This is a genomic window from Streptomyces sp. NPDC050287 (assembly GCF_044459385.1).
Lineage (GTDB): Bacteria > Actinomycetota > Actinomycetes > Streptomycetales > Streptomycetaceae > Streptomyces.
This window is the reverse complement of the sequence record NZ_JBITIY010000004.1, coordinates 433,664-447,436: the sequence shown is the minus strand read 5'-3', so window position 1 is coordinate 447,436 and position 13,773 is coordinate 433,664. Positions and strand designations below refer to the sequence as shown.

Sequence of the window (13,773 nt, the reverse complement as noted above, 5' to 3'; positions counted from 1 at the left end):
CAACCTGCTTTGGTCCGACTGCCGTCGGATTCGATCGCTATCGGGGCGCTTCCCCCGCGTGGGCCGCCCGCAGCAGCGCGAGCACGCCGTCCGTGGTGACCGGGCGGGGGTTGGCATAGGGCTGTGCCGTCGCCTGTTCCGCCGCCTCGGCCAAGTCGGCTTCGGCCAGGCCCAGTTCGGCGAGCGAGCGGGGCGCGCCGAGGAGTCCGGCCAGGTCCCGCAGGGCCCTGGGCGCGTCGTCCGTGTCCAGGGCCCGGTCGAGGGCGGCGACGGCGTCCGGGGCGGCGGGCGCGTTGTACGCCAGGGCGTACGGCAGGACCACCGTGTGGGTTTCGGCGTGCGGCAGGCCGAAGGTGCCGCCGAGGACGTGGCAGAGCTTGTGGTGCAGGCCCATGGTGGTGGCGCCCAGGCAGGAGCCGCACAGCCAGGCCCCGTACAGGGCACGGCCGCGGGCGCCCAGGGAGGCGGGATCATCCGCCACCGCCGGGAGCGCCCCGGCCATGGCCCGGACGCCCTCCTGGGCCATGAGCGCGATCAGGGGCGAGGTGTCGGGGGCGTACAGCGCCTCGACGGCGTGGGCGAGCGCGTTGATGCCGCTGGTGACCGACAGCGGCACCGGCAGGGAGAGGGTGAGCTCGGGGTCGTAGACGACACTGCGCGGCAGCACGACGGGGTCGCGGCCGGTGCGTTTGGCGCCGTGCTCGGTCAGGCCCCAGACGGGGGTCATCTCCGAGCCGGCGTAGGTGGAGGGCACCGCGATCAGTGGCAGTCCGGTGCGCAGGGCGATGGCCTTGCCGAGGCCGATGGCCGAGCCTCCGCCCACCGCCACGCACCCGTCGGCGCCGGCCGCGCGAACCGCCTCGACGGCCTCGTCGGCCACCTCCACCGGCACATGCATCCGGGCCCGCGCGTGCAGGCCCGCACAGGCCGGCCCGAGCGCGTCCGCGACCGCCCGCGCGGTGTGTGCCCCGCGCGGTCCGCACACCACCAACAGCCGTCGCAGACCGAGCCGTTCGGCCTCACCTGGCGTGGCGGACACCGAAGCGCCGGGCCGGAGGACGACCCGCATCGGCTGAGCCTCGTAGGAGAAATCCAGCAGGTTCGTCACGACGCGGGCTCCAGCACGAGATCGACCCGGGCCTGCCGGAAGGGACTCGCCACCCCGAACTCCCGGGCCAGGACAGGATCGTCGGTCTCCGCGAAATCCGTGACGAGGCTGTCCTTGACGGCGAACACGGCGTCCGAGTCCAGGTAGTCGCTGCCCGCCACGAAGATGTGCGTCGTCACCGGCGTGTGCCCGGCGGCCGAGGAGATGAAGTGGATGTGCGCGGGCCGGTAGGGATGCCGGCCGGTCGCCCGCAGGAGCTCCCCGACCGGGCCGTCCGTCGGGATCGGATACGGGCTCGGCACACATGTACGGAACCAGAACCGGCCCTCACCGTCCGCGGTGAACAGACCGCGGCCGTTGCCCGCCGGCTGCACGTCCGGACGCTGCACGTCGTAGAAGCCGTGCCCGTCGGCCTGCCACACGTCCACCAGCGCGCCGGGCAGCGCGGTGCCGTCCCGCGACAGCACCCGTCCGCTGACCACGCACGGCTCACCGCCGCCCACCAGGTCGATGTCCGCGCCCAGCTCCCGCACCGGCGACTCGGTCAGGTGGAAGGGGCCCAGCACCGTCGACTCCGTGGTGCCGGGCGCCTGGTGGCCGTTGATGTCCTCGACCAGCATCGACAGGCCCAGCACGTCCGACAGCAGGATGAACTCCTGCCGGGTGTCCGTGCACGCCTGCCCGGTCGCCGTGAGGAAGCCGATCGCCCGCTCCCACTCCTCCCGCGTCAGGCCGCTCTCCCGCGCGAACGCGTGCAGATACCGGACAAGGCCGGTCAGCAGCTCCCGCAGCCGCGGATCACCGGTGCCGTGCAGACTGGCGACGACCTCGTCCGTGACCGTCGGACCCGGGGCGTTGCTGGTCATCGCGGTTCCTTTCCCAGCGTGCGTGTCAGCGGCGCAAGCCACTCGTGCGTGTCAGCGGTGCGGGTCAGTCGTGCCCGAGGATCCGCCGCAATGCGTCCGTGAGCAACCGGTCGGCGTCCTCGGTCGCGTCGGCGTGGCGGAAGGCCACATACCCGTCGGGGCGTACGAGAAGGGCGCCCGCGTCGGAGATCTCGCTCAGGTTCGCCCAGTCGCCGTACGGGTCCTCGTACTCCTGCCCCGGTCCGACGACCACCGTGGCGATGTCGAGGGGCTGGGCCGCGGCGGCCCGAACCCAGGCTTCGCCGCCGATGCCGGTGAGCAGGGTGAAGCGGCCCTTGCCGACGGTGTCGAGGGTGGACAGGGTGCGGGTGCCGGAGGTGATCCAGGCGTGCGGCAGCTTGGCGCCGGGGCGGGAGGTGGGCTGGTGGTACAGCTCGGGGTCGCGGGAGTAGCCGGGGTCGGGGGTGCCGTCCGGGACGATCGCGTCGGAGACATAGCGGTGGTTGAGGTCGACGCCGTGCGCGTTGAACTCGTAGACCTTGAAGGCGATCGCTTCGCGCAGCGCCGCCCGCTGCTTCTTGGCGGCCTCGGTGGCGTCCTTGCGGGCGGCGATGTTGGCCCACAGCTGCTCGGGGGTCTGCGGTGAGAACCCGCCGAGCGCCTCGAAGACGGGGGCGGTCTCGGCGATGGACTTGTTGGCGCGGGTCACGATCTGCTTCCCGATCGGCGCCCGCTCCGCGTCGTAGGTGTCGAGCAGCCGGGGCGTGGCGACGCCGTCGAGGACGAGCTTCAGCTTCCACGCCAGGTTGTAGGCGTCCTGCACGGAGGTGTTGGAGCCGAGCCCGTTGGACGGCGGGTGGCGGTGGACGGCGTCGCCGGCGCACAGGACGCGGCCGCTCGCGTAGGTCTCGGCGTACATCTCGTTGACGGTCCACGCCGAGGACGACGTGATGGTCACGGGTATCTCGTCGTCGCCGATCAGCCGGCGTACGACGGAGAGCGCGTACTCCTCGGTGAGGTCGGGGGCGCCGGCTGTGACGTCGTAGCCCCAGACGATGAGCCACTCGTTCCAGGGGCGCACGCAGCGCACCAGGCCCGCGCCGATGCCGCCGACGGTGGCGCCGGGGGCGAGCACCCAGTAGAGGGTGGAGGGGCGGTGGGCGGTGTACTGGCTCAGGTCCGCCTCGAAGACGATGTTGATGCTGCCGGCGACGCCCATCTTCCCGCCCATCGGCAACCCGGCGTCCTCGGCGACCTTGGAGCGGCCGCCGTCGGCGCCTATGAGGTACTTGGCGCGGATGGTGTACTCGTCGCCGCGCAGCCGGTCCTCGACGGTGACCGTGACGCCGTGCTCGTCCTGCACGAAGGACTTGTAGACCGTGCTGAAGCGGAGGTCGGTGCCGCGGGCGACCGCCGCGTTCACCAGCAGGGGCTCCATCAGGTGCTGCGGCAGGTCGCACATGCGGGTGGGGCTCGCCAGGTCGTGCGCGGCCTGGACGAGCGGGTCGTTGCCCCAGGAGCGCACCCGGCCCAGTTCCTCGCCGGCCAGGCTGGTGCAGAAGGTCGTGTTGCCCATCAGGTGCTGGGGCGTGGCCCGGTCGATCACGTCCTGCTCGACGCCCAGGTCGCGCAGCACCTCCATGGTGCGCTGGTTGGTGATGTGCGCGCGGGGCGTGTCGGCGAGGTGCGCGTAGCGGGTGACGACCATGTTGCGCACGCCGTAGGTGCTCAGGGCGAGCGCGGCCGACGCGCCCGCCGGGCCGCTGCCCACGATCAGTACGTCGGTCTCGACAACGGTCTGCACGACAGGACGCTCCAGGAGATGAGGCAGGAGATGGGACGGGGGACGCGGGGGACGGGACACGAAAGCGATGAAGAAAGCACCAGGAAAGCGACAGGAAAGCGACAGGGAAGCGCCAGGGGATGGGAACAGACGCCGACCATTCATGATCATGGAGCGGAACGGGCGGACGCGGGTGTCTCATTACGAGACACCCGCACCCGAGGGCGAGGGCGCTCCGGCGGCGAGTACGGTGAGTGCCGTCATGACCACCGTGGAACATCCCCCCGCCCTCGCTCCTCTCCGCCGGGCCCGCGAGCGGTTCCTGACAGGGCTCCCGGTCCCGGACGGCGTGCCCGACGACGTCGTCGCCGCGTGGCGGCGCGCCCGCTTCTTCGGCGTACGGCACGACCTGAACCGTCCGGCCGACGAACCCGCCCGGCCCTCGGACTCGGCCCTGCTGGACGCGGCCCGCCCCGTGCTCGAACGCCTCGCCCCGGCCCTGGGCGGCCGGTCGTCGCTGGCGCTCACCGACGAGCGGCTGCGGGTGCTGTGGTCGTCGGGCGGCGGACCCGTGGGCGAGCGGTGGCGGGACCTGTCCGAGCACCAGGTGGGGCACAACAGCGCCGCGCTGGCTCTGCGCACCCGGCGCCGCGCGGAGGTGCACGGTCCCGAACACTTCCTCGACGCGTGGCAGGACGTCTCCGCGGTCAGTGTCCCGGTGCTCGACCCGGAGACCGGACACGCGGCCGGTACGGTCACGGTCGCCTCGGGCCTGTGTGCGGGCCGCCGCCCGCACCCCGGCGCGGCCCTCGCCGAGGCACTCGCCACGGCGGTGGAACGGGAACTGCGGGCATGCGCGCGGACGCCTGAACGAGTCCTGCTCGACGCCTACGCCCGGGCCACGAGCGGACGGGAGCGGGCGGTCGTCGCCCTGGACGGCCGCAACCGCCTGGTCAGCGAGGCGGCCGTGCGCCTGGCCTCGCCCCAGGTACTGGAGGCCCTGGAGCGCACGGTGACGCCGCGCGAGAGCGCCGGAACCGCTTCACCGGCATACGACCTGCCGCTCCCCGAAGACGCCGGCTGCACCGCCCGGATCACTCCGGTACGGCACGAGGGCCGCGTCCTCGGCGTCGTCGCCGTACTCGAAGCGCGTCCCGTGGCGCCGGCGCGCTCCCCGGCACGTCCGGCGAGCGCACTGGCGGGAAGCTCCGTGCCCTGGCGGCACGCGGTCGCACAGGCGACGGAACTGGCCCGCACGGCGGGCCCGCTGCTCCTGGTGGGAGAGCGCGGAACGGGCAAGACGGCCCTCGCCGACGAACTCCTCGACGGCACCGCGCCCGTGATCGCCGACGCCGCCGAGTCGACCGGACCGGTCCTTCAGGACCAGGCGTTCGTCGGCGTACGCCCGCTCCTGCTGCGGCACGCCGAACGGCTGTCCCAGCCGGACGTCGCCGCGCTCAACTCCCTCCTCCAGGAGAGACCCGACCTCCCCCTGGTCGCCACCTACACCCCCGGAACAGCGCCAGGCCCGTGTCTGCAGCGTCTCCTCGACACCCTCGCGGCCCGCTCCGTCACCCTTCCGGCCCTGCGAGAGCGCCCCGAGGACATCAGGGATCTGCTCCCGGTCCTGGCACCCCGGCCGGCCCGGGGCAGCCCCCCGCTGACCTGGACCCTGGACGCCCTGCGCGCCCTGGAGCAGCATCCCTGGCCCGGCAACGTCAGCGAACTCGCCCACCTCGTCCGGGCGGTGGCCCGACGGCGGCGGCTCCGTGGCCCGGTCGGGCGCGGCGAGCTGCCCGACCCGGTCCGCGAGGGGCCCGCGGCGCGACGGCTCAGCCCGATGGAACTCGCCGAACGCGCCGCGATCCTGGAGGCCCTGCGCCGCCACGGCGGCAACAAGGTACGTGCCGCGGCGGCACTGGGCATCGCCCGCGCGACGCTGTACCGCAAGTTGCGGGAGTATCACGTGGGCCCTGACGCTCCCTAGACCCTGTCGTCAGACTCCCGCCTGTCCCCGCGATGCCTGCCCCGCGATGCCTGCCCCGCGATGCCTACCCCGCGACGCCTGTCCCGCGACGCCTTGCGCGCACGCTCGCCGCCTTGCCGGGCCGCCCGCGTGGCCCCGCCACGGGCGGCCCGGCGCCTTGCGACCGCACGTGCCGGCCGCCGCGGGGCCCGCCCTCCGGGCGGACGACGGGAGTCCGGCGACAGGGCCTGGCGGAGCTACGGCTCCATCCCACGGCGCTCGGGTTCCCGGCCCCCCCGGTACCCGTATCCCGGTCAGGCCCGCCCGTGTGCCTCCTGCGAACGTCGGGACAGGGAGTCGATGACCACCGCGGCGAAGAGGACACCGCCCGTGATGATGAACTGCACGGCGGCCGGGGTGTCCGTGATCGCCATGCCGGAGGCGATCGACTGGATGACCAGGATGCCGAGGACCGCGTTCCAGGTCGTGCCTCGTCCGCCGAACAGGCTGGCGCCGCCGATGACGGCCGCGGCGATGGCGTTGAGCAGCAGGACGCCGGAGCCGGAGTTCTGGCTCACCGAGGTGATGCGCGAGGCCAGGAACAGTCCGCCGACCGCGGCCATGGTGCCCGACACCGCGAGCACCGCTGTCTGCACCCGCGTCACGTTGAGGCTGGCGCGCCGGGCCGCCTCGACGCCGCCGCCGAGGGCGTAGACCTGCCGCCCGTAATGCGTGCGGCGGAGGATGACGTCGAGGCCGGCCACGATCAGGAGGAAGAGCAGGAGGCCGAGCGGCAGCCCCCGGAACCGGTTGAGCAGATACGCGGCGGTGAACGCGGTCACGGCGAGGACTCCCGTGCGCACCCCGATGGCCCGCAACGAGCGGTGTGGCATACCGACGACTCTGCGACGCCGTCTGTCCCGGTAGGACACGAGGAACACCAGGCCCGCTCCGACCGCCGCCAGGCCGTAGGCGGCGAAGTCGTTGGTGAAGTAGTAGCTGGTCAGCCGGGCCAGGAGCCCGTCCTCGTCGAGGTTGACGGTCCCGCTGGTCCCGAGGACGTAGAGCATCAGGCCGTTCCAGGTGAGCAGCCCGGCGAGCGTGACGACGAACGCCGGTACCCGGGTCTTGGCGAAGGAGAAGCCCTGGACGGCTCCCGTCGCCGTGCCCGCCAGCACCGCGACGACGAGGGCGAGCCATTCCGGCACACCGTTGTTCACGTTCAGCACGGCGAACACGGCCGCCGCGAGACCGCTGACCGAGCCCACCGACAGGTCGAGTTCACCGAGCAGCAGTACGAAGACGATGCCGACCGCGATCAGACCGGTGCCCACGATGTCCACGCTGAGGTTGGACAGGTTCCGGGGCGAGAGGAAGTTCCTGTTGAGGGACTGGAAGACGATCCAGACCACGGCGAGCACCAGGACGACCGGCAGCGAGCCCAGTTCACCGGCGCTCAGCTTGCGCCGGAAGGCGGCGCCCCAGCCCTCCACCGTGCGGATCACGGCCTGTGTCCCTTTCACCATTCCGCCTCCCGGTGGGCCGGCCGGCGGGGCACGTTCTCGGTGGCGCCCGTGATGGAGGAGATGATCTGCTCCTGCGAGGCGGTGTTCACGTCGAAGAAGCCGTTGTTGCGCCCGAGCCGCAGGACGGCGGCCCGGTCCGCGAGCGCCTTGACGTCGCCCATGTTGTGGCTGATGAGCAGGACTCCGAGGCCACGGTCACGCAACTCGTCGACGAGGTCCAGGACCTCCGCGGTCTGCTCGAAACCCAGCGCCGCGGTCGGTTCGTCCAGGAGAATGACCCGCGGGTCGCCCAGCAGGGAGCGCGCGATGGCGACCGTCTGCCGCTGACCGCTGGACAGGGAGACGACGGGGGCACGCAGATCCGGGATGCCCCTGGTCAGACGCTGGAGCAGGTGCCGGGTGCGGTGCTCCATCTCCACCTCGTCGAGGAACCCGTGCCGACGGACCTCCCGCCCGAGGAACAGGTTCCCGACGACATCGAGGTTCCCGCACAGCGCGAGGTCCTGGTAGACCGTGGCGATGCCGAGATCCCGGGCGTCGTTGGGGCGCCTGATGTGGACGGCATGCCCCTCCCACTCGATGAGCCCCTTGTCCGCGGGGGCGACCCCGGAGATCGCCTTGACCAGGGTGGACTTCCCGGCACCGTTGTCGCCCAGCAGAGCGAGGACCTGGCCGGCGCGGATCTCCAGCTCGATGTCGCTGAGCACCTCGACGACGCCGAAGCGCTTGCACACGCCGTGCAGCGCCAGCAAGGGCGGAGTCGGCACAGGGAACATCTCCTTCCCGGAATTACCGGACGTACCAGGATCTACCGGATTTCCCACATTCCGGGATCTCCCACACTTCCCGGATCGCCCTCCCACACTTCCCGGTCTCCCTGCCGCGCTTCCCGGACGTCCTGCCGCACTCCCCGGATTTTCCGGACTTCCCGGGCCCGCGATCGACGGGAACCGGTCCGTCAGGTCAGCCCGGCCTTGGCGCAGGCGGTCTTGAGTTGGGGGACACAGATCTGCTGGACCGTGTACACGCCGCCCTTCACCAGGGTGTCCTTGATGGTGCCGACGGTCACGGACACGGGAGCGAGCAGGACGGCCGGCACCTCCTTGCCGGTGCTCGCCCGCACCGTCTCCTTGCCGGTGCCGACCCTCGCCTCGTCCTTGGCGACCCGGGCGAGGCTGTCCCCGCGCGCTGCGGCGACGGCCATCGCCGCTGCGGCGGACGCCTCCGGCCGGAAGGGCTTGAACACGGTCATGTACTGGTCGCCGCCGACGATGCGCCGTACCGCTCCCAGTTCGGCGTCCTGTCCGGTGACAGGGGGCAGCGGGTGAACTTTGTCCGCCTTGAGGGCGGCGATGCTGCCCGCGGCGAGTCCGTCGTTGGCGGCGTAGACCCCGTTGATGTTGTCGACGCCGAGGGCCGCGATGGCGCCGGACATGTTCATGTTCGCGGTCTCGGCCCTCCACTGCAGCGTGTCGTACGCCTTGCCGATCTTCACTCTCCCCCGGAGCACGGACAGTGCGCCCTTCTTGAACGCCACCGCGTTGGGGTCGCTCGGGTCGCCGTTCATCATCACGATCTCGCCGTCGTGCACCTTGGCGCCAATGGCCTGGAGGAGCGCCCGGCCCTGGAGCTTGCCGACCTCCTCGCCGTCGAAGGAGACATAGCCGGCGATGGGGCCCACGGCCAGGCGGTCGTAGGCGATGACCGGAATGTGCGCCTCGTCGGCGTCCCTGACCGCGGCAGCGAGTGATCTGGCGTCCACGGCCACGAGGACGATGGCGTCGACACCCTTGGTGATCATCGAGTCCATCTGTTCCTGCTGGAGGGCCACGTCGCCCTTGGCGTTGGCGTGCTGGACCGTGCAGTCGGCGCACAGCTGGTCGATCTTGTTCTCGAGCAGAGGCCTGTCCTGCGTCTCCCATCGGGCAGTGGTGGCGTCCGGCATCAGCAGCCCGATGGTGGTGTCGTTTCCACCGGCATCGCCGCCGGTGCCGGTCCCGCAGGCCGCGAGCGTGACGGCCGTGGACAGGGCGGTCACTGCGAGGGCCGCATCCCGTGTGCAGGCCTTCATGCGCAAGACCTCCTGTGCCGGTTCCGAGGTCGCCGCGTCAGCCCGGAGATTCACCGCACCGGTCGCCGCCCGCCTGCACAGCCGCGGCCACGTCATCGGGGTGGCGGCAGGACGACCACGTCGTCAGTTTGGCACCGGCCGCGGTGATCTGCGAACGCAGCGACCATGGCGAGCGGGGGCGTCCGACGGGCCTGTCGGCGGCCGTGGCGCCGGGCTCGCCGGCAGTCGTGGCACCGGCTCGCCGGCCGTCGCGGAGCCGAGCCCGCGGAAGCGGTGGATGGGCGCCTGTCGGCAGCCGCGAATGACCTGAACAGATGGATCTGTCCGTTTCGTTCTCCTGTGAGATTCTTGACGTGGGTGCTCAGCTCTCAGCGTGTCGGCACCTGCGGCACGGACGGAGGTGCGTTGCGGACATGCCCCAGGACGGCCGTGCCCGGGCCGGAGTCACACAGCTGCGGGCGTCCGAGGCCGGCGCGGCGGGCAGGGATTCTTCTCCGCCCGCGATGCCGGAGGCCGCCGTGAGCCGTCGGGCCCTGACCTTCGCCGGAGCGGAACTGGCAGCGGTCTATGAGCTCGACGCCGGCGACGACGAGCTGCGGCTGGCGGAGACGGCCGGTTGTCTCCCCTCACCGCCCGCAGCGCCGGAACGGCTGTCTCTGGCCGGTGGCTCGCCCGCGGCTCACGCCGTCCGCGCCGGCCGGTCGGTGTGGCTCACGTCCGCCGTCCTCACCTCCTTCTCCGAGGGGGTGCCGACGCCGGCGCGAGCGGACATGTCGCTCGGCGCGCTGCCCTTGGTGGCGGGCGGCAGACGACTGGGCTGCCTGGTCGTCATGGGCGGCTTCGCGGGCGGTTTCGAGGCCGAGCAACGGCGATTCCTTGAACGGTATGCCGACGCGATCGCCGACGTGCTGCAGGCCGGGACCGGCCGGCCCGATCCCTCGGCGCTGCTGTCTCGCGCGCTGCGGAGCCTGCGTGCGGGCTCTTTCGTCCTGGTGCCGGACACCGGCCTGGTGGAGGCGGACGAGATGCTGCTGGAACTGGTCGGCATCGCACCGGACGACTTCGACGGCAAGGCCGACACCCTGCTCGCGCACGCCTTGCCGGAGGACATGCACGCGCTGATGTCGGTACTGGAGCCGGCCAGTCAGGCGTACGGTCTGCGAGAGCTGGAGTTCCGCGTCCGGCGCCCCAGTGGCGAGATGCGCTGGCTGAGTCTGAGCTGCCGGGTGGCGGCCGGCACCGACGGCCAGGCCCAGCGGGTGCTGGGCGTGGTGACGGCGACTTCGGTGCTGAGCCGCAGCGGGGACGACGTCTCCCGCATCCAGTGGCTGACCGCGGCGCTCGACGGGGCCGAGAGCGTCGGTGACGTCGGCCGGGTGGCGATCACCGCGCTGCGTGAACCGCTGGGCTCCGACCGGGTGGCGCTCGCGGAGCTGCAGCACGACCGGCTCATGGTCACCGTGCTCGATCCGCCCGAACCCGCCGCCTGGCCGGAGACCTGGGGCTCCGAGTGGCGTTCGGAATGGCCCGACGCCCCGGTCAGCGCCCTGCCCACCCTGCAAATGGCCCTGCAGGACGGACGCATGGACCTGTGGCCCGCCGGTTCGGCCCTCGAACCCGCGCTGGCGGGCATCGGCAGCGGGGGCCTGGCCGTACTGCCGCTTCCCGCCGAGGGCGGCGTCGCCGGTGTCTGCCTGGTCGGCTGGGACCAGCCCCACGAGTTCGTCCCCGAGGAACGGACCCTGCTGACGGCCACCGCCGCGCTGATCGGACAGGCCCTCAAACGCGCGCACGCACACGACGCGGAGCAGGAACTCGCGACGATGCTCCAGCGCAGCCTGCTGCCCCGGCGCCTTCCCGAACTCCCCGGCTGTACCGCCGTCGCCCGTTACATGCCCGCCCGGCGAGGCCTGCAGGTCGGCGGTGACTGGTACGACGTCATCGCCCTCTCCGAGGAACGGGTGGCACTCGTCATCGGTGATGTGCAGGGACACAGCGCCGGGGCCGCGACGATCATGGGGCAGATGCGTACGGCGGTCCGGGCGTACGCGGTGGAGGGCCACCCGCCCGACGTGGTCGTGTCCCACGCCAACCGTCTCCTCGTCGGCATGGAGACCGACCTGTTCGCGACCTGCTGCTACGTCGAACTGGACCTGGAGGAGGGCAACACCCTGTTCGTGAGGGCTGGCCACCTCGCACCGCTGCTGCGCCACCCCGACGGACAGACCGAGGAGGTACAGGTCGAGGGCGGACTGCCGCTGGGCGTTCTCGCGGAGGCGGAGTTCCCCATGACCGCGGTGACCTTGCCCCCCGGCACGGTGCTCGCCCTGGTCACCGACGGTCTGGTCGAGGCCTCCGACCTGCCCCTGGACGAGGGCATGCGGCGAACGCGCACCGCGCTGGCCGGGGCCGATCCGGCGGACCTGGGGCGCGTGGCCGACGAACTCCTCGGCGAGGCCGGCCGCCGGGAGGACGACGTCGCGCTGTTGCTGCTGCGCTACGACGGCATGAAGGTCCGGCCGATCCGGGCCAACTGGGTGGTGTGGCGACTGCCCGACGCCGTCATGCACGCCCGCCGTTTCACCGCGCGCACGCTGCGCCGGTGGCAGGCCGAGGCAGCCTCCGACGCGGTGCTCCTGGTCGTCTCCGAGCTGGTCACCAACGCGCTGGTGCACACCCAGGGCCCGGTCCGCGTGGACCTCACCCTCCGCGGCGACTGGGTGCGGGTCTGCGTGAGCGACTCCTCGCCGCGGGCGCCGGCCAAGCCGGTGATCGTGGACTGGGAGTCGACCGGCGGCCGGGGCCTGCTGCTGGTGGAGGCGATGTCGGACTCCTTCGGAACGACGCCCGTGGCCGGCGGCAAGCAGGTGTGGAGCGAGGTCGCCGTGCCGCGCGACGAGTCGGCCCCCGGGGACTCGGGGCCCTCGACGGAACGAGGAGCTCTGCCGTGAAGGGACGCACCTGGCACACGGTCGCGGCGCTCGTCGCGGGAGTGACGATCTCCCTTTCCGCCTGCGCGGGAGACGGGGGGACGGGTACGGACAGCTTCACCGTAGGCCTGCTGCTGCCCAGCCGGGCCATCCCGCGCTGGGAGCAGTCCGACAAGCCGCTCATCGAACAGCACGTGAAGAAACTCTGCCCCCACTGCAGAATCCTGTACGCGAACGCGGAGAACGACGCGTCGACGCAACGGCAGCAGATGGCCTCCATGATCACCAACGGGGCCAAGGTCCTCATCCTCGACGCCGCCGACACCAGGGCGATGCGCTCCTCGATCGGGGAGGCACGCAAGGAGGATGTCCACGTCGTCGCCTACGACCGGCTCGCCGAAGGACCCATCTCGGCCTACGTCACTTTCGACGGCGTAAAGGTCGGCCGACTCCAGGGCCAGGCGCTCCTGAGGGCCATGGGCGACAAGGCGGCCGATGCCAACGTCGTCATGCTGAACGGCGATCCCATCAGCCCCAACGCGGCCTGGTACCGCAGGAGCGCGCTGTCCGTCCTCGAAGGCAGAACGAAGATCGCCCGGTCGTACGACATCCAGGGCTGGTCCACGGCGAACGCCCACGCCGACATGGTCGGCGCCATCGCGGCACTGGGCCCGTACCGCATCGGAGGGGTCCTGGCGGTCAACGACGCCGTCGCCGAGGGCGTCATCTCCGCCCTCAAGGGCGCCGGTGTCCGAAAGCTTCCTCCGGTCACCGGTCAGGACGCCGATCTCGACGCGGTGCAGCGCATCGTCAAGGGAGAGCAGTACATGACGGTCTACAAGCCTTTCACGTCGGAAGCCACCACGGCCGCCGCGATGGCGGTCGCCCTGGGACGTGGCGAGGATCTGGGAGACGTCGCCACGACGACGACCGACAGCCCCACCACCCAGAACATCCCGTCGGTCCTGCTGACGCCGACCGCGGTGACGGCCGCCACCATCGGTCGGACCCTCGTCAAGGACGGCGTGTACACCGTCGGCCAGATCTGCACCCCCGACCTTCGACCCGCCTGCGACAAGGCCGGACTCACGCGGTAAAGCTCCGCCCCGGCGCGCGTCCTGCCCCCGCAATGACTTCGTCAAGGCGGGGCAGGGGCCGTATCCGGGGATCCGCAGCGGTGCGACGATCAAGCGGTGGGCATAGCCATCACCGTGCTGCTTCTCCTCGCGGCCTTCTTCTTCCTCGCCGTGGGCCTCATGGCGGCCGTATGGTCGAGGATGCCGCCATGGTTGACGTCGTCGGTGACCAGGCCCCGGCTCTGGGGCGCCGGGGCGGCGCTGTTCGGCCTTACCGTGCTCTACCAAGCGGTGCACGCATCGTTCCGGTTCCGGCTCGGGACGGAGCTGTTCATGAACGATGTCACCCTGGTGAGCACTGTCGTCAGCATCGGGATGACAGGCCTCGCCAAGCGGGCGGCACCCAGGACGCTCCCGCCACACCTCGCGCCCGACTCCGGTGAGTAG

At 71.9% G+C, this 13,773-nt stretch carries 10 protein-coding genes; 4 read left to right on the top strand and 6 right to left on the bottom strand.

Annotation, left to right across the window (positions count from 1 at the left end; translation table 11 throughout):
• Window positions 1-37 precede the first annotated feature (37 nt).
• The 3 genes from ACIBK3_RS16970 to ACIBK3_RS16960 all read right to left on the bottom strand — a co-directional run bounded on the left by ACIBK3_RS16970 (window position 38) and on the right by ACIBK3_RS16960 (window position 3,778).
• Window positions 38-1,108 carry a maleylacetate reductase gene (locus ACIBK3_RS16970; protein ID WP_399366258.1) on the bottom strand — a complete coding sequence of 357 codons (1,071 nt, stop codon included), beginning with the start codon at window positions 1,106-1,108 and terminating at the stop codon, window positions 38-40.
• A complete protein-coding gene (locus tag ACIBK3_RS16965; RefSeq protein WP_399366256.1) occupies window positions 1,105-1,974 on the bottom strand; it encodes a dioxygenase in 870 nt (289 codons plus the stop codon). The genes ACIBK3_RS16970 and ACIBK3_RS16965 overlap by 4 nt, the downstream gene beginning before the upstream one ends.
• A 64-nt stretch (window positions 1,975-2,038) precedes the next feature.
• A complete protein-coding gene (locus ACIBK3_RS16960; protein WP_399366254.1) occupies window positions 2,039-3,778 on the bottom strand; it encodes an FAD-dependent oxidoreductase in 1,740 nt (579 codons plus the stop codon).
• Between the two features lie 241 nt (window positions 3,779-4,019).
• Here ACIBK3_RS16960 and ACIBK3_RS16955 point away from each other — a divergent pair, with 241 nt between their 5' ends.
• The gene (locus ACIBK3_RS16955; RefSeq protein ID WP_399366252.1) at window positions 4,020-5,744 is read left to right on the top strand and encodes a helix-turn-helix domain-containing protein; all 1,725 of its coding nucleotides are present in this window, start codon (window positions 4,020-4,022) and stop codon (window positions 5,742-5,744) included.
• Between the two features lie 293 nt (window positions 5,745-6,037).
• Here ACIBK3_RS16955 and ACIBK3_RS16950 read toward each other — a convergent pair whose 3' ends face one another.
• The 3 genes from ACIBK3_RS16950 to ACIBK3_RS16940 form a co-directional block, all read right to left on the bottom strand.
• A complete protein-coding gene (locus tag ACIBK3_RS16950) occupies window positions 6,038-7,249 on the bottom strand; it encodes a sugar ABC transporter permease (protein ID WP_399366250.1) in 1,212 nt (403 codons plus the stop codon).
• On the bottom strand, window positions 7,243-8,025 hold the full coding sequence (locus ACIBK3_RS16945) for an ATP-binding cassette domain-containing protein (protein ID WP_399366248.1): 783 nt from the start codon (window positions 8,023-8,025) through the stop codon (window positions 7,243-7,245). Before ACIBK3_RS16945 ends, ACIBK3_RS16950 begins: the two co-directional genes overlap by 7 nt.
• Before the next feature lie 182 nt (window positions 8,026-8,207).
• On the bottom strand, window positions 8,208-9,320 hold the full coding sequence (locus tag ACIBK3_RS16940) for a sugar ABC transporter substrate-binding protein (protein WP_399366246.1): 1,113 nt from the start codon (window positions 9,318-9,320) through the stop codon (window positions 8,208-8,210).
• Window positions 9,321-9,733: 413 nt separating this feature from the next.
• Here ACIBK3_RS16940 and ACIBK3_RS16935 point away from each other — a divergent pair, with 413 nt between their 5' ends.
• The 3 genes from ACIBK3_RS16935 (at window position 9,734) to ACIBK3_RS16925 (ending at window position 13,773) form a co-directional block, all read left to right on the top strand.
• On the top strand, window positions 9,734-12,271 hold the full coding sequence (locus ACIBK3_RS16935; protein ID WP_399366244.1) for a SpoIIE family protein phosphatase: 2,538 nt from the start codon (window positions 9,734-9,736) through the stop codon (window positions 12,269-12,271).
• On the top strand, window positions 12,268-13,347 hold the full coding sequence (locus tag ACIBK3_RS16930) for a substrate-binding domain-containing protein (RefSeq protein WP_399366242.1): 1,080 nt from the start codon (window positions 12,268-12,270) through the stop codon (window positions 13,345-13,347). Before ACIBK3_RS16935 ends, ACIBK3_RS16930 begins: the two co-directional genes overlap by 4 nt.
• A gap of 96 nt (window positions 13,348-13,443) precedes the next feature.
• Entirely contained in the window at window positions 13,444-13,773 is a 330-nt protein-coding gene (locus ACIBK3_RS16925) for a hypothetical protein (RefSeq protein ID WP_399366240.1), read from the top strand.

Bases quoted from the DNA above. Each gene is read 5' to 3' on its own strand.
- ACIBK3_RS16965 (WP_399366256.1), bottom strand. From the start codon at position 1,974: ATGACCAGCAACGCCCCGGGTCCGACGGTCACGGACGAGGTCGTCGCC.
- ACIBK3_RS16955 (WP_399366252.1), top strand. From the start codon at position 4,020: ATGACCACCGTGGAACATCCCCCCGCCCTCGCTCCTCTCCGCCGGGCC.
- ACIBK3_RS16950 (WP_399366250.1), bottom strand. From the start codon at position 7,249: ATGGTGAAAGGGACACAGGCCGTGATCCGCACGGTGGAGGGCTGGGGC.
- ACIBK3_RS16945 (WP_399366248.1), bottom strand. From the start codon at position 8,025: ATGTTCCCTGTGCCGACTCCGCCCTTGCTGGCGCTGCACGGCGTGTGC.
- ACIBK3_RS16940 (WP_399366246.1), bottom strand. From the start codon at position 9,320: ATGAAGGCCTGCACACGGGATGCGGCCCTCGCAGTGACCGCCCTGTCC.
- ACIBK3_RS16935 (WP_399366244.1), top strand. From the start codon at position 9,734: ATGCCCCAGGACGGCCGTGCCCGGGCCGGAGTCACACAGCTGCGGGCG.